The sequence below is a fragment of the Methanobrevibacter sp. genome (assembly GCF_045114555.1).
Classification (GTDB): domain Archaea; phylum Methanobacteriota; class Methanobacteria; order Methanobacteriales; family Methanobacteriaceae; genus Methanobrevibacter.
In genome coordinates this window covers 1-16,807 of sequence record NZ_JBGUKT010000018.1, presented here as the reverse complement: position 1 = coordinate 16,807, position 16,807 = coordinate 1, and the positions used below count along the sequence as shown (strand labels likewise).

8 protein-coding genes are annotated in these 16,807 nt (G+C 34.8%); 2 read left to right on the top strand and 6 right to left on the bottom strand.

Translation table 11 applies throughout. From position 1 onward, the window contains the following. Positions 1 to 177: 177 nt before the first annotated feature. Positions 178 to 5,550, top strand: coding sequence for a right-handed parallel beta-helix repeat-containing protein (locus ACJMLB_RS03510; protein WP_405323717.1), 5,373 nt, complete (start codon positions 178 to 180; stop codon positions 5,548 to 5,550). A gap of 287 nt (positions 5,551 to 5,837) precedes the next feature. Here ACJMLB_RS03510 and ACJMLB_RS03505 read toward each other — a convergent pair whose 3' ends face one another. Next, complete coding sequence (locus tag ACJMLB_RS03505; RefSeq protein WP_405323715.1) at positions 5,838 to 5,999, bottom strand: hypothetical protein; 162 nt, start codon at positions 5,997 to 5,999, stop codon at positions 5,838 to 5,840. 127 nt (positions 6,000 to 6,126) lie between these two features. Between ACJMLB_RS03505 and ACJMLB_RS03500 the strand changes: the two genes are divergently transcribed. Continuing rightward, the gene (locus ACJMLB_RS03500; protein ID WP_405323714.1) at positions 6,127 to 11,064 is read left to right on the top strand and encodes a hypothetical protein; all 4,938 of its coding nucleotides are present in this window, start codon (positions 6,127 to 6,129) and stop codon (positions 11,062 to 11,064) included. 411 nt (positions 11,065 to 11,475) lie between these two features. Here ACJMLB_RS03500 and hisB read toward each other — a convergent pair whose 3' ends face one another. The 5 genes from hisB to ACJMLB_RS03475 form a co-directional block, all read right to left on the bottom strand. Continuing rightward, a complete protein-coding gene (gene hisB / locus ACJMLB_RS03495) occupies positions 11,476 to 12,054 on the bottom strand; it encodes an imidazoleglycerol-phosphate dehydratase HisB (RefSeq protein WP_405323712.1) in 579 nt (192 codons plus the stop codon). A 77-nt stretch (positions 12,055 to 12,131) separates the two neighbouring features. After that, a complete protein-coding gene (locus ACJMLB_RS03490; protein ID WP_405323711.1) occupies positions 12,132 to 12,338 on the bottom strand; it encodes a 4Fe-4S binding protein in 207 nt (68 codons plus the stop codon). A gap of 102 nt (positions 12,339 to 12,440) precedes the next feature. Beyond that, positions 12,441 to 13,166 (bottom strand): TOBE domain-containing protein, encoded by a 726-nt coding sequence (locus ACJMLB_RS03485; protein WP_405323709.1) that lies wholly within the window; start codon positions 13,164 to 13,166, stop codon positions 12,441 to 12,443. 363 nt (positions 13,167 to 13,529) lie between these two features. After that, positions 13,530 to 15,101 (bottom strand): flippase, encoded by a 1,572-nt coding sequence (locus tag ACJMLB_RS03480; protein ID WP_405323707.1) that lies wholly within the window; start codon positions 15,099 to 15,101, stop codon positions 13,530 to 13,532. Between the two features lie 150 nt (positions 15,102 to 15,251). After that, complete coding sequence (locus ACJMLB_RS03475) at positions 15,252 to 15,851, bottom strand: flavodoxin family protein (RefSeq protein ID WP_405323705.1); 600 nt, start codon at positions 15,849 to 15,851, stop codon at positions 15,252 to 15,254. Between the last annotated feature and the right edge of the window lie 956 nt (positions 15,852 to 16,807).

Here is a 16,807-nt window from a genome sequence, read left to right as displayed (position 1 = left end):
TTCAATTATTTTAACTTAAGACATTTTTCAAATATATAGATTTATATAATAATAGTTTTATATACAATATTGAAAAAGACATTTATCATTTTTAATTATTTGATTTTTCATAAATTTCAATAATTCAATATATAAAATTTTTTTTCTGTACTTATTTTTTTATGCAGGAACTTTTGAATGAAATATTTTTCTCATCTTTTAACTCAATTGATTGTAAAAGGAGGTGAAAAAACGAATAGCAAAAGGAAACAGTTACTCGGTATTGTAATTATTTTCAGTATTCTAATCTTTTTATCTAATGTTTCAGCTGAAGATACAGGCAGTTTAGCAATTCAAGATTCTTCCATTGATGCAGATTTAAGCACTCAGGATGTATCAATTGATGAAGAACCTATAACTGGCATAGATGATGTTGCAATTGCTAATCAAGATTCAACTAATGCTTCCCCGGATGATTATTTAGAGGATGATCTGATTAAGAATTCTTCCAGTTTGCAAAGCTCTAAATTGGGCAAGGATATCAGTGTAGGCGGAACTACCTTTAAAGATATTCAAGATGCAATCGACCGTGCAGACTCTGGAGACACTATTTATTTAAATGGAGGTAATGCTAATAATATGTATACTGGATCCGGAACCCATATAACTATTAATAAGCCCATTACAATAATAGGAAACTCCAGTTTTGAAAATAAACATGTATTTTTATATGCACAAGTTCTTTCTCGTATGTTTTATATCACTGCAAATGATGTAACCTTAATCAACATCGAATTTTATAGTGGTGAAGTTGAGGAGAATGAGGATCCACATGGAGGTGCTATTTATTGGGGTGGCAGCAATGGTATTATAAAGAATTGTGCCTTTAAATATAATTCTGCCATTTCTACTTATGAACTGGATTTTCGTGGAGGAGCAATTTATTATGCCTCTAAAACTAGTAATCAACATATTGAAAATTGTGTATTTGCAAACAATTCTGCATATAATGGAGGTGCAATATATCTACAGTCTTCATATTCCACTATTTTAAATTGTACTTTTGATAGCAATTATGGTCGTGATAATGGTCGTGCCACAGGTTCCACTGGTAGCTGCATATATTTAATAAAAGGTAATAATAATAATATATTAAATTGCAATTTCTTAAATAATGTGGCAATTACATATGCTGCTGCTATTAATATTGTTACTGCTGATGATCTCTATATTTTCAATTGTTCCTTTAAGAATAATTCTGCCGGTAAAGCGGGTGGCGCTATAGAATGGGAGGATGATGGAAACGGTGTCATTTCAACTTGTTATTTTGAGAATAATAGGGTGATCGGTAGTGATGGTACCTCTAGAGGTGGAGCCATTTTTAAACGGCTAAACGGAGGTAGCATTATTAATTCTAAATTTGTAGAAAATAGTGCTGCAACTGGGAGTGCTATATATTCTATCAGCTCTTTCACTATAGATAATTGTACTTTCTTGAGGAATAATGCAGGTAGTGAAGGGGCCATTGCTGCACAATCTAAAAATTTAGTAATAAATAATTCCATATTTGACAATAATTATGCAAAAAATTATGGTGCTGCCATTTATACATGGTCTGATAGTGCCAGTATTGTAGTGGAAAACTCCCGATTTATTAACAATCATGTTGGACAAAGGGGAGGGGCCATCTTTTTTTACGGTAAGAATTGCCAAATATCCGATTCACTATTTGAGAATAATAGAGTAGATGATAATTATGTAGGTTTTGGTGGAGCTATCTATATTGAAGATACTCCTGATTCCTCTAGCATTGTAAACTGTAGCTTTAATGCAAACTATGCTATTTACGGCGGTGCTATATACTGGATGAATGATACTTCAAAAAAGGCTGTAATTGCAAATTCTACCTTTGAGCATAATTCTGCAGTTTATGGTGGTGCAATAGCGATTCTTCATAATCTGAACCTTATTGCAAATTCTACATTCATAAACAATAAGGCAAATACTACAAGTCTTACTGAGACTTCCCAATCAGATGCTAAAATCTATACTTTTACAGGAAATGAAGATTATATGAATGCTATTAAAACTGGTGATTCTGCCAAAGTTAATTTCCAGAATGTAACTTATTGGGATGGTTCACTAGTATCTAGCGACTCTCCTATAAAAAGCAATAAGGAAGCAGGCATAAACATTACTATAGGTCTAACAGCTTCAGGTCAAACGCTAACTTTTACAAAAGCAACCAATATCAATGGCCAAGTTGTCTTTGATGAGTATAAGTCTGCCCCATTTGGAAAGACTACATATACATATGTAGTAATTCATCCAGATGATAGTTATTACACTCAATCAAATTATATATGGCATACCCTTGATTTAAGACAGAGTGATTACAAAAAGAATACTCTTAAGATTGATGTTGCCGATGCGGTTTATGGCGAAGATCTTGTTGTTAATTTAAGCACAAATGTTTCAGGAGATTACACTATTTACATTGCAAATTCAAGCTATGACGTTACATTTACCAATGATGATGTCAGCAAAGGCAATGTATTGGCTTATAAGGTCAGCGTATCTAAAAATGAATTGAATGGTAAAGTCATACAAATTCCTGCTTTGCTTGATGCAAAGGATGGATATGGTGCTTATGTTCAGTTTACCAATGATGCAGATGGTGCGCCTTATATGTATTCACGCAATAGGACTTCATTCAATGTCTATAAGGCGGCTTCCAGTCTTGATGCAAATGGAACAACTATCCTCAATGGCAGTGATGCTGAATTGAACTACACTGCAGTAAATGGTACAGTAACCGTAACTAGCATTAAAAAAGGCAATTCCATATTGGAAAACGGCACTGATTACACCTTTGCTGTAAGTGATGATAAGGTCATAATAAGCGGATTGGATTCAGGCAAGTATTCTGTTAATCTAACCACTGTCGTTGATGCCAATCATAATCTTTCAAGCAAGGAAGTAACTGTAAATGTTCTCATTCCAACCAGCATTGATGCTCCTAAAACAGTAAATTTATTTGCTGATGGTTTAGGTTCTATTGTTGCAACCTTAAATCCGCATGGAGCTGGAAGCTTAACTTTTGAAAGCGGAAATGAAAGCATAGTCACAGTTGATGGCAATGGAAATTTGATTCCTAAAGGCATAGGCAAAGCCAATGTCACTGTCAGATTTGCTGGAGATGAGATCTATGCTCCTTCAAGTGCAACAGTTCTAATCACAGTTGTTAATTCCAGGGTACAGACATCAATTGAAGTGAATGATACATTTGATTTGCATGTAAATGATCAAGTTAATATGGGCGCTTCTTTAGATCCTTCAAATGCTGGAGAATTGGATTATGCTTCCAGCAATGAAAGCGTTGTTACAGTTGATGAAGATGGAAATATGGTCGCTAAGGGCGTTGGTGAGGCCAATATCACAGTAAGCTTTGCTGGAAACGATGACTATTACTCTAGCAGTACTGAAGTATTGGTCAAGGTTCATCCTCTAGTTGATTTGGCTATTGTCAAGACTGTAAACAATCAGACTCCTTATTATGCAGATACTGTCACTTACACAATTACTGTAACCAATAATGGTCCGAATACTGCTACTAATGTGGTTGTAACAGATACCGTTCCTAGTGGTATGAATGTAAGTTCAGCAGATGATACTTATGTAGGAAATGGTGTATGGGAAATAGCGAGCATTGACTCTGGCAGTAAAGTGTCTTTGACCTTGTATGCTACTGTTAATTCCTTGGATTCATTGACCAATGAGGTTAATGTTACTTCCAAAGAGTTTGATAGCAATACAAAGGACAATGCAGTTAAATCTGATTCTGTCAGTGCTGTTCCTGTTGTTGATTTAAGCATTAGCAAAGCGGTTAATTCAACAAGCGCTAAAGTTGGAGATACCATTAAGTACACTATCAGTGTAACCAATAATGGTCCTTGCACTGCAACTGGCATAAATGTAAGTGATGAGCTTTCTAATCTTGTTGAGCTTGTTTCCGCTACAGTTGACGGCAATGGAATTGATTTCAATGGCGTTTGGACAGTTGGAAACTTAGCAAGCAAGGAATCTAAAGAGTTGGTTTTAGTAACCAAGCTTATAGGCAATGGCACTATAGCAAACACTGCATCTGTCAGCGCTAACGAAAAGGACTTAAATGACTCCAATGATAAAGCTAGTTCAGATTCAGTTCTTGTTGAAGCTGTTGTCAATTTGGTTGTGAGCAGTGAAGTAAACAATACAAGTCCTGATTTCGGCGATTCAATCGGATTCGCTACAAGCGTGACTAACAACGGTCCGTCTGATGCAACTAATTTGGTAATCAATGTCACTGTACCGGAAGGCTTGGACGGCATGACCATCACTCCTAGCGTTGGAACATATGACTCTCAAACCAGCCAATGGACTATAGATGGCCTTAACGAAGGAGATACTGCGAAATTGGAGATTGGTGGAACTGTAAATACTCTTGATCCTTTGAGTTCAAGTGCTAAAGTCGATAGCGTGGACGCTTATGTTGAAAGCGTTGACTATAGCAGTGCAAGCTCTCCAGTCGTCAACCCTACACCTGTAGCAGATTTAAGTGCATCCATAAGCCTTTCCAGCAACGAAGTAAATTATGACGACATCGTAGAACTGGTCGTTACCGTTAAGAACAATGGTCCTAACGATGCAAGCGGCGTACTCGTTAAAAACACTCTTCCAGAAGGTTTGGTTTATGTTTCTGACAATGTTTCAGATTCTGATTATCTCTCAACCAAGAATAGATTGATGGCTTCAAGTCAAGGATATGACTCATCTTCTGGCGAATGGTCTGTTGGAGACTTGGCTAATGGTGATGAAACTAGCATTTCCATTCTTGCAAAGGCTAACTTCGTTGGAACCAAGGAATTGAAATCCACTGTTTCAGCAAATGAGCTTAAGGCAAGCGAGGACTATTCAACTGAACTTACCGTTGATCCAGCTTCTGACTTGGCAATTGACATTTCAGTCGACAAGACAGAAATAAATGTCGGGGATGAAGTAACATATACAATTACCATAACTAACAATGGTCCTAATGATGCAAGCGGTGTAAAGGTTACTGACAGTAAATTGGCTGATTTTACATTTGTTTCTGCATCTTCAGATGATTATAGTGCAGATAGTGGAGTATGGTCTGTTGGCGAATTATCCAATGGGTCCAGCGTTAAGTTAACTGTCACTGTCAAGATTGACAATGCAGGAAATTACTCAAACTCCGCTACTGTAAGCGTTAATGGAAATGATGTCAATTCATCCAACGATGAGGCAACCTCTGAAATAGTTGCTGTTACAGAAGCTGAAAACAACAACGAGACAGAACCAGACAATGAAACTGACATTTTTAATGAGACAGATCCATACAATGGCCCTGACATTAACAATGAAACTGTTCCGGATAATGGCAGTGGTGAGGATGTAAATCCAGCTGGTGCTGTTGAACCTGCATTAGCAAAAACAGGTAATCCAATATTGCTTGTTTTATTGGCATTTGTTATGATAATATCTACAAATTTAGGAAGAAGACGTAAATAATACGTCTTCACATTTTTCTTTTTTTACATTAATCTAATTTCCATATCATAATTGAACATTTCGATATATTTTTTCAGGATTTTTTAAGCTATATACATTTATATAATAATAGTTTTATATAAAATAATGAAAGAAATATTTTGTGAATATTCAATTTATTTAACATTTTTAAATGAGGCGATAAATTTTTCAAGCTCTATTAAATTAATGGTTTAATATAAAACTTTATATTATTTTTATTTTTTTATTCAAGTGCTTTTGAATGAAATATTTTTTTCATTTTTTATTTAATCGATTGTAAAAGGAGGTGAAAAAACGAAAAGCAAAAGGAAACTGTTACTTGGTATTTTAATCATTTTTACTCTTTTAACCTGTTTATCCAATGTTTCAGCTGAAGATGCAAGCGATTTATCTATTCCCGATTCTTCCATTAATGCAGATTTAGCCACTCAAGATCTGTCAATTGATGAAGAGAATTCTGTAGATGATGTTGCAACCCTTAAGCAAGATTCAACAAACGCTTCCCTAGAAGAGGATTATTCAAGTGAAAATGTTAAGGATTCTTCTTCTAATGTCTTGCAAAGCTCTAAATTAGGCAAGAACATCAATCTTAATGGAGGTTCCTTTCAAAATATTCAAGATGCAATTGATATGGCAAACCCTGGGGATACCATTTATCTAAATGGCCGTACATATATTGGGCTTAGTCAGATTACTATTAATAAACCTATCAATATAATTGGTGCCAATAGGTCTGATCAATATGCAACATTAAATGGAATGAAAACTACTCGTATACTTTTTATTTCATATGCTAAAGATGTTAATTTAACTAATATTAAGTTTACAAATGCGTATAATTATTATGACGGTACATGGTACACAGGAACCTATGAGGGGGGTGCCATTTATTGTCAGGCTGTTCCAAATCTTAAGATATTTAATTGTATTTTCACTAAAAATTTTGCTAGTACAAAAGGTGGCGCTATATATATAACAGATAGGAGGAACGAAGTGAGTACTGCCCTCATTGAGAACTGTACCTTTATTGAAAATGAGGTAGGAGGTTTTCAAGTTAGTTCTGGGGGTGCTGTTTTTCTCAATACGAATTTCGCCCATGTTAGAAACTGCACTTTTATATCAAATAGTGTTATAGATGATACGGGTGGCGCTATCAGTATTTTTGGCGAATCTAAAGTATCTAACTCTACCTTTATAAATAATACTGCTAAAATGGGGGGTGCGGTCGAACTTGATCATGGAAGTGTAGTATTTTCCTGCAGGTTTGAAAATAATCGTGCCACTTCAGGAAGTGCTATTAAAATCGATCATCGGAGTACTATTGATGGTTGTATTTTTAAAAACAATTATGCTGAGAGTGAAGGTGCTATTCTCGTAATGGGTAGTAATGATGTAATATCTAATTCCCAATTTATTAATAATCAAGCGGGAAGATATGGGGCTGCTATTTATTCTTGGGCAGGTGCAGATAATATTAAAGTGGATAACTGTCAATTTAGAGGCAATACGGCTAATCTTGGTGGTGCTATCCTTTTTGTAGGAAAAAATTGCCAAATATCCAATTCTCTATTTGAAAACAATAAAGCATCTTCTTTATTATCTTTTGGTGGTGCTATCTGCTTGGAAAATTCAGGTGATCACACTAGCATTACAAATTGTACCTTTAAGAAAAACTCCGCTTCCTTTAGCGGCGGTGCTATCTATTGGATGGGTGAAGAATCTAAAAAGGCTATAATTGCAGATTCAACATTTGAGCGCAATTCCGCTAATTATGGAGGTGCAATCACAATTGTTGAAAATTTAGGACTTATTGCAAATTCAACCTTTGAGTACAATTCCGCTAGTTATGGTGGTGCAATAGACAATCTAGGAAATATTTCCCTTATAGCAGATTCTACTTTCAGGTATAATAAAGCAAATAGTGTAAGTTTAACTGAGGATTCCCAAGAATATGCCAAAGTCTTCACTTTTAAAGGTGAAGAAGATTACATTAATGCAATTAAAAATTACGGTAGTGTTAATTTCCAAAATGTCACCTATTGGGATGGTTCTTTTGTAACCAGTGACTCTCCTATAAACAGCAATAAAGAGGCAGGTATAAACATTACTATAGTAGTTTGGAATTCCCTTACTCCGGGTCTTGGAAAAGCAAAGCTAAATATTACAAAGCAAACCAATATTAATGGTCAGGTTTTCTTTGATGAGTATAAGACTCTCCCATATGGAGTGTATTCCTATGAAGCATACCATCCAGATGATAGTTATTATACAGGAAGTGGTAAGGAGAAAGGTACTTTTATATCTTTGAATTACTTAAACAACACTCTTAAGATCAATGTTGCTGATGCTGTTTATGGCGAAGACCTTGTTGTTAATTTAAGCACTAATGTTTCAGGAAATTATACCATTTACCTTGCCAATTCAAGCTATGATGTCACATTTTCCAATGATGACGTTAAAAAGGGAAATGTATTGGCTTATAATGTCACTGTAGCTGAAAATGAGTTAAATGGGAAAATTATACGTCTTCCTGCTTTGCTTGATGTAAAGGATGGATATGGTGCTTATGTTCAGTTCACTAAGTTTGAAGAGGGTGAACCTTATATGTATACACATAATAGGACTTCATTCAATGTCTATAAGGCTTCTTCCAGTCTTGATGCAAATGGAACAACCATTGTCAAAGGCAGTGATGCTGAATTGAACTATACCGCAGAAAATGGTACTGTAACTATAACCGGCATCAAAAAAGGCAGTTCCATCTTGTATGTTGGCATTGATTATAACTTTACCGTAAGTGATGGAAAAGTAATTGTCACTGGTCTGGATGTAGGCAATTATACTGTAAAGTTAAGCACTCTTGTTGATAAAAACCATAAATCCGCTAGCAAGGAAGTTATTGTTCGTGTCATTACTCCTACCTGGATTGATGCTCCGGAAGCATTGGCATATATGGTTGGTGAATTTGATGCGATTAATGCAGTCTTGAATCCTAGTGGGGCTGGTTCTTTAGACTACACAAGCAATAATGAAAGCGTTGTAGTAGTTGACAGTTATGGCAATTTAGAGGCTAAGGCTGTAGGCACCACTACTGTATTTATCAGCTTTGCAGGAAATGACGATTATGCCCCTTCAAACGCAACAGTCACAGTCACTGTAAGTGACAATAGGATTCCAACATCCATCAAAGTCAACGATTCATTTGACTTGTATATAGGGAATCAAGTCAATATTGGTGCGGTTTTAGATCCTTCCAATGCGGGAGTATTGGATTATGCTTCCAGCAATGAAAGCGTTGTTGCTGTTGATGAAGATGGAAATATGGTTGCTGTAGGCGTTGGTGAGGCCAATATCACTGTTAGCTTTGCCGGAAACGAAAATTATTTCTCTAACAGCACTAAAGTTCTTGTCACTGTTCATCCTCTAGTTGATCTGCAAATCACTAAAAAGGTCAATGTAGCCTCCGGCGAGGTTCATGTCGGAGACCAAATAGAATTTACCATAGAAGTTCACAATCACGGGCCTTGTGATGCTACTGAGGTAGTCGTTGAGGAAGCATTGGATTCCCATCTTGCTTTGGATTCCAGCCAGACCGGCATAGGAACCTATAACGGCAAAATTTGGAATATCACTAATTTGAGAAGTGGATATACTGCTGTTTTGGCAATAGTCGCAAATGTCACTTCAGCAGGCGACATTAACAATTATGTTAGCGTAAGCTGCAGCGAGCATGACTCCAACGATTCCAACAATGCAGACAATATCAGCACCATAAAGGCATTGTCTGTAGCTGATTTGAGAATCAACAAAACCGTAGACAAAAAAACTGTAAAAGTCGGGGACTTGATTACATATACAGTCAATCTTGTGAATTTAGGTCCTTTCGATGCTACTGATATTGATGTTTATGACAGTTTAAGCAGTCTTGTTGAGTTTGTCAGCGCTTCACCTAGCGTTGGAACATACGATAACCAAACCAATAAATGGCATATTGACAAGCTGGCTGCGAATAGTCCGGTTACTTTAGATTTGACTGTCAGGGCAATTGCTAATGGCACCATTGAAAATAGTGTCATTGTCAGGGCTAATGAATATGATCCTGAAGAGTCTGACAATAGTGCAGATGCACCTGGTGTTGTTGCTGAGCCTGTAGTTGACTTGAGCATTGTCAAGACCGTAGATATCATGACTCCTTATTATGGAGACGCTGTCACTTACACTATCACTGTAACCAATAATGGTCCGAATACTGCTACTAATGTGGTTGTAACAGATACCGTTCCTAGTGGCATGAATGTAAGTTCAGCAGATGATACTTATGTAGGAAATGGTGTATGGGAAATCGCAAGCATTGACTCTGGCAGTGAGGTTTCTTTGACCTTGTATGCTACTGTTAATTCATTGGATGCATTGACCAATGAGGTTAATGTTACTTCCAAAGAGTTTGATAACAATACAGATGACAATAAGGCTAGTGCTCCTGAAGTCAAGGCTATTCCTGTAGCAGATTTAAGCGTATCCATAAGCCTTTCCAGCAACGAAGTAAATTACGATGACATTGTTGAATTGGTTGTTACCGTTAAGAACAATGGTCCTAACGATGCAAGCGGAGTCATTGTGAAAAATACTCTTCCTGACGGATTGGTTTATGTATCTGACAACATTACAGATTCTGATTATCTCTCTACCAAGAGCAGGTTGATGGCTTCAAGTCAAGGATATGACTCATCTTCTGGAGAATGGTCTGTTGGAGACTTGGCTAATGGGGATGAAGCAAGCATTTCCATTCTTGCAAAGGCAAGCTTCGTTGGAACCAAGGAATTGAAATCCACTGTTTCAGCAAATGAGCTTAAGGCAAGCGAGGATTATTCAACTAAACTTACCGTTGATCCTGTTTCTGACTTGGCAATTGACATCTCAGTCGACAAGACAGAAATAAATGTTGGCGATGAAGTGACATACACAATTACCGTTTCCAATAATGGTCCTAACGATTCAAGCGGTGTAAAGGTTACTGACAGTCAATTGGCTGATTTCACATTTGTCTCTGCATCTTCAGATGATTACGATTCATCTAGTGGCGTATGGTCTGTTGGCGAATTGTCCAATGGTTCCAGTGTAAAGTTAACTGTCACTGTCAAGATTGACAATGCAGGAAATTACTCAAACTCTGCTACTGTAAGCCTAAATGGAAATGATGTCAATTCATCCAATGACGAGGCATCCTCTGAAATAGTTGCTGTTACAGAAGCTGAAAACAACAACAGTACTGATGACAACAACAATACAAAACCGGATAATGGAACTGGCAATAACGAAACAGTCCCTGACAATGGCAATGGTGAGGATGTAAATCCTGATGACGTGGTTGTTGCTGAAAATCAAGGCAGTGAGATTGAACCTGCATTAGCTAAGACAGGTAATCCAGTATTGCTTGTTTTATTGGCATTCGCAATGATAATATCTACAAATTTAGGAAGAAGACGTAAATAATACGTCTTCACATTTTTCTTTTTTTAAATTAAATTAATTATTTTTGATAGTTTTAAAACTTTTTTCCATATTTTTAATTTTTCTATCTTTTCAATCGTTTTAAAAATTTATACTTTTTTCCATTCTATAATTTTTTTTTCTTTGATTTTTAAAAAAATTATCATAAATCTAATCAAAAGTGCTCTCATTTTTTTGAGGATTAAAAATATTTAAGAAGTATTGTGATAATATTTTAACAGTTATCGGGATTAAAAATTAATTATTCAACCGATATAAAAGATTAAAATGATTAGATAAGTTTATTTAAATAGTTGAAGTGAAAATTAGGGATATAAAAGATTAAAATGATAAGAAAAGATAATTTAATGTTTTAAAGTAAAATAAATAAAAAAAGAAATAAAGTGTTCAGATTTAAAGAACACCTTTAGTGCTTAGGATTTCATCATGCTCTATTTTACATGCATCATACAATGATTTTGCAAATGCCTTAAAGAGGGCTTCTGCCTTGTGGTGATCATTTGCACCTTCACAGGTTCCATAGATATTGATCTTACCACTGGAAGCAAAGGATTCAAAGAAGTGAACTATAACATCACTGCTTAAGTCACCAATCTTGTCATGCTTGAAATCCAAGTCCATATTGCAGTAGCTTCTTCCGCTTATGTCTATGGCAACAGTTGCAACTGAGTCATCCATAGGGACAATGGCATGTCCCATTCTTCTGATTCCTTTCTTGTCGCCAATCGCTTCAGCGAAAACTTCACCTAACAATATGCCTACATCCTCTACAGTGTGGTGATCGTCTATTTCTATATCACCAATTGCCTTGATTTTCAAATCAATGAAACTGTGTCTGGAAAAGGACTCTAACATATGATTGAAGAAATTGACTCCGGTATCAATTTCATATTTTCCAGTTCCATCAATATTCAATTCTATTTCGATATCTGTTTCAGATGTTTTTCTTGAAGCATTAGCTACTCTTGTCATCGAATCACTCACTTAAAATTGTAACCATTTTCAGCAAATTTTTAAACTATAATTTAATTAAAGCAACGATTAATTATTCATTCATCAGGCGCATTTCTCTCTATTTTAATTGCATCTGGACCGCATTTCATTGCACATAGTGTACAGACATGGCAATAATCTAGATTTGATACACTAGCAACCTCTTCAATTGTCCAAATATACCCACCTTTTGGACAAATTTCCTTACAGTTACCACATGCAATACATTTGTCCTCATCAACTATAATTTTTAAAATTTGCATCACCTATTGAATAAATTTGTAATAATCCTATTTATTAGTTAATTTATTTTTATATATAAAATTATTTACAAAATTCATTACTTTAAGTTGTTTCCTATGATTTTATAATTTTAAGGTAGCTACTGACAATGCCTTAAATGAAATGAATACCTCTTTTCCAAGTTCAAGATTCAAATCCTTCAATGCGGATAGGGATATGTCTGCATATATATCTACTCCGCTTACAGTTATCCTGACACGAACTGTTTCGTCGTTTAGCTTCAATTCAGTAACTGTTCCTTCCAAAACGTTTCGTATACTTGAGTTTTGAGGGTTCAATGCTTTATAAACACTTGATTTATGTGGCTTTAAAGTTATTGAAATATTATCATAGCTTATCAATGCTAAGATTTTATCTCCAATAGAATAATTTTTATTTAACGGAATGGTTAACTCTAAATCTTTGATTTTTAGAGTCATGTCCTTTTTTTCCTTGTTTATATTGACAATTTCAGCTTCAAGTTCATTTGTTTCCTTGTGGAGTTCTATGATTGCATTGATCTTTTTGCATTCCTTGAGAATTAGTTGGCCCTCTTCAGTAAGGGTGGTACTGCCTCCACCACCGCTGCCTCCTTTTTTGGTGTTTACAATAGCAATATCCAAACTTGATTCTATCTTGTCAATATAGTTTAATGCAGTTCTATATGAAATTTTACAAAGCTTTGCAGCTTCTGTAATGGATTCATTTTCATTAATATATGTCAATAGATTGTACTTCTTCTCATCCAACAGAAAAGAATTTCCATCTACATTAATTTTATATTCCACACCAGCTTTTACTTCAGTCATTTGAATCGTCCCTTTTACCTTAATATTTATATCGTACAAAAGTTTATACTGATATATATTTTTATACTTTTTAATAATTAAGATTTTTTATTTGAATTTCGTATGATTTTTTTGAATTTTTATTTTTTTATTATTGTTTAAAACTGATTATAATGGAAAATAAATTATTTTAAAGAGTTTTGCTTCGATATGATGATTTTTCGTAATCGATAATATATCAAAAAATATGGGAGAATCCGATTCGATATGAATTAACAAGGTTATCTAATCTAAAAAATCTCTAATGAAGTTTATGATGAAGGGTGAGAAAAAGAGTTAAGATATAGAGTTAAGATAAAGAGTAAAAAGTAATGATTTGAAGATTCAGTCATCTGAACTGTATTTATCCAAGAAGTCAATGAACTTGTTTGCCTTATCTTTTAATGGGCCTAACTTTCTGGTGAATTTTCTGAATCCTGCCACATCCTCATGTGACAATGTTCTGAGTGCTACGATTGCAATCATATAGATTATTGGACAGATGATCAATCCTGCAATGAGTCCATAGCTATTGCTTGGAAGCACAAGTACAGGCAATGCCATGATAATTGAAGCTATTGTAACCTTGGCTAAAAACACATATGGGGCATGGGTTTTGGTCAGTCTGAACTGCAATAGGAACATAGGAATCATCATTATAAATGAAGCTATTGTAGTTGCCAATGCTCCACCTTCAATACCATAATTTGGAATAAGGTACAATCCAAGTCCTAATGTGATGATACAGCCGAATATCAAAAGATACATTGGTATTCTTGGGTTACCGATACCTTGAACGATACTTCCGGAAATTGTATAAATGGAGTAGAATGTCATACCGATAACAAGAATTGCAAGGGACATTGCACCATTCATGTATGCAGAATTGGTAAAGTATACAAGACCCATAATCTCTTTAGCGAATATGGCTATTCCTACACACATTGGAATTACAAAGAACATGCCGTACTTATAGGACGCATCCACATATTTTTCAAGCAATGCCTGATCCTTTAAGGCAAATGCTTCAGATGCTGCAGGAAGAATTGTTGTAGCAAGGGAACTTGATACAATCAAAGGAAGCCTTGATATAGGGTCTGCAGCTGTAAAGTAACCGATTGCAGATGCCGCTAAGAATCCTCCCATAAGCAATGTGCAGATACTGTAGATACCCATTTCAGCAAGTGCTGTAATTGTAACTGGAATTGAGAAGAAAAGGAGCTTCTTTGCAAGGCCTAATTCCTGTCTCAATGTGAACTTGAAGTCAGGGTTTGCAGGAGGGATGTATTTTCCCATATACCTTTTGAATATATAAACTGCAGATGCTGCAGATGCTGCAAAACCAAGCACGGAACCTAATACTGCACCAAAGGTAGATAAACCGAGTATTACAAGTGCAGTAGCAAATAGAATCATGAATATCTGTTCAATTGCACGTGTATAAAGGATATATTCCATTTTATATACCCCTTGGAACGCACCTCTGAATGCTCCAACGATTACACTGAATGGTGTGATCAGACCAACAGCCTGAAGTGGCAATAATGCCTCTGGCTTTTGGAAATATACTGTAATGATAGGTGCTGCAACGAATACCATAATGAGCCCAAAGAAAAATCCTAAAAAGACCATTATCTTCAACGCTGTAAAGACAGTTTGGCGAGCCAAATCCTCTTCATCAAGAGCATTGTATTCAGATACGTATTTAGCTATTGCCGGTGGAAGCCCTGCTGCAGAGAGAACTTGGAATATTCCTTGAAATGGAGTTGTAAGTCCAAGTATTCCATATGCTGCCGGTCCTAAAAGTGATGCCATGAGGAAACGATAGATGTATCCTCCTACACGGAAGATAATATTTCCAATAAATATTATTGCACTTCCTTTAGCTACCTTAGAACTTCCGGTTGCCTCGCCCATATTTACACCTAAATATAAAAATAAGTTTTCAATTGTTTATTTTTTTAAACAGTAAATCAACAATTAAATTGTGATTAAATGTCCATTTACTCTAAATTACTTTTATTATATTAATTTTTACTTATATATGTTTTGATAAAATATGGATAGCTATTGTTTTTTAAACTCCAATAAAAACTCTTTAAAATTGCTTATTGTCATATCCAATGTCTTAAGCCCATACTCATCTTTCTTAACACCTTCGGCACCATCATCCTGTGACCATAGGCACGCTCCTAAATTGGCTCCAAAGGATCCTCCGCTTAATGGAATGATTTTATTCAATAGGTAGAATGTGTTTATCTGCTGGATAGCCAATTCCTGACCTCCTGATCTGTCGCCTCCAACAACTATTGAAATACCTACCTTGTTTTTAAATATGTCCAGATCTTCCATAATCATAGCTTGGCATCTGTCAATGACTGCCTTCAATTGAGCGGATATGCTTCCAAAATGAATGGGGCTTGCAAGTATTATGCCGTCAGCTTCCCTAAGGGCATCATAGATTTCATCCATATCATCACGAATTGAACATTTTCCCTTTGTTTCCACACAATCGTTGCAGTGAGTGCATGGTGAAATGTCCTTATCCCTTACGCTTATAAAGATTGTTTCCAATGAATCTTCACTTTCAAGCTCTTCCAATGCCCTCTTCAATAAGAATTCACTTGCACCTTCTCGTGGACTTCCACAAATTCCAAGAATTTTCATATTTTGACTCCTTTAATTATTATTGTATTTAATATGACTATATATTTTCATATGAATATAATTTTAGAAAAATCATTCAACAATCATGTCAAAAATTTGATTTTGAATTTTTGAATTTTTTTTGATTTTCTCGGGTTTTAGGCCTGATTTTTGGTTTACTTCGTTATACATCAATTTTTTACATATCATAAATTTTATTCATTATTTTTTTAAAAAAAGTATATAATTACATAATTTATCTGAACTTTACTAACTAAACTAATAATTAATTTAATAAAATATATACATTTCTATATATTAAAACAATATATGATATGATAATATTTATATATGGGGTATAATCAATATTATAATACTTAACATTGTTAATTGATTTAGGTTGATGTAAAAATATTATCAAAAAAAATTGTCTTTTTGATAGTGTGATTAGATATTTCTATGAAATTATATTCGAAATTTTCTAATATTAATTGAAAAGTTAATATTCATGTTTTTTAAAAGATGGCCAACTTTAGAGGATGTAGGCCCCTCGCTCAATTTTTGAGCATTTTTGAACATATATGGAATGAATCTCAAAAGATTTGTTATTTCGCTATTTTTACTCGATCCCTTAATCATTTGACATGGTTAACACTTAATCCATTATTAACATTTAAACTAGATTTAAACTAGATATAAATGGGATGAATTTAAACAAAACATCAACCTAAAGCTTTTTTTATTTTCATCCCATCTATATCTAGTTTTTAACTAGATACACGGTATGATAAACCTGGTTTACCATATCGATTTTAATAATATAATTATTAAAAAAAGGAGGACGTTTTATCAATACTAAAATAATTAATTCGATCTTAATTATTTTGATATTATTCTGTTTAATATCTTTAGTTGGGACCGCTTCGGCGGAAGATATTTCTGATAATGAAATAATGTCGTATGACGATACAATTGAT

Bases quoted from the DNA above. Each gene is read 5' to 3' on its own strand.
- ACJMLB_RS03510 (WP_405323717.1), top strand. From the start codon at position 178: ATGAAATATTTTTCTCATCTTTTAACTCAATTGATTGTAAAAGGAGGT.
- hisB (WP_405323712.1), bottom strand. From the start codon at position 12,054: ATGACAAGAGTAGCTAATGCTTCAAGAAAAACATCTGAAACAGATATC.
- ACJMLB_RS03490 (WP_405323711.1), bottom strand. From the start codon at position 12,338: ATGCAAATTTTAAAAATTATAGTTGATGAGGACAAATGTATTGCATGT.
- ACJMLB_RS03485 (WP_405323709.1), bottom strand. From the start codon at position 13,166: ATGACTGAAGTAAAAGCTGGTGTGGAATATAAAATTAATGTAGATGGA.
- ACJMLB_RS03480 (WP_405323707.1), bottom strand. From the start codon at position 15,101: ATGGGCGAGGCAACCGGAAGTTCTAAGGTAGCTAAAGGAAGTGCAATA.
- ACJMLB_RS03475 (WP_405323705.1), bottom strand. From the start codon at position 15,851: ATGAAAATTCTTGGAATTTGTGGAAGTCCACGAGAAGGTGCAAGTGAA.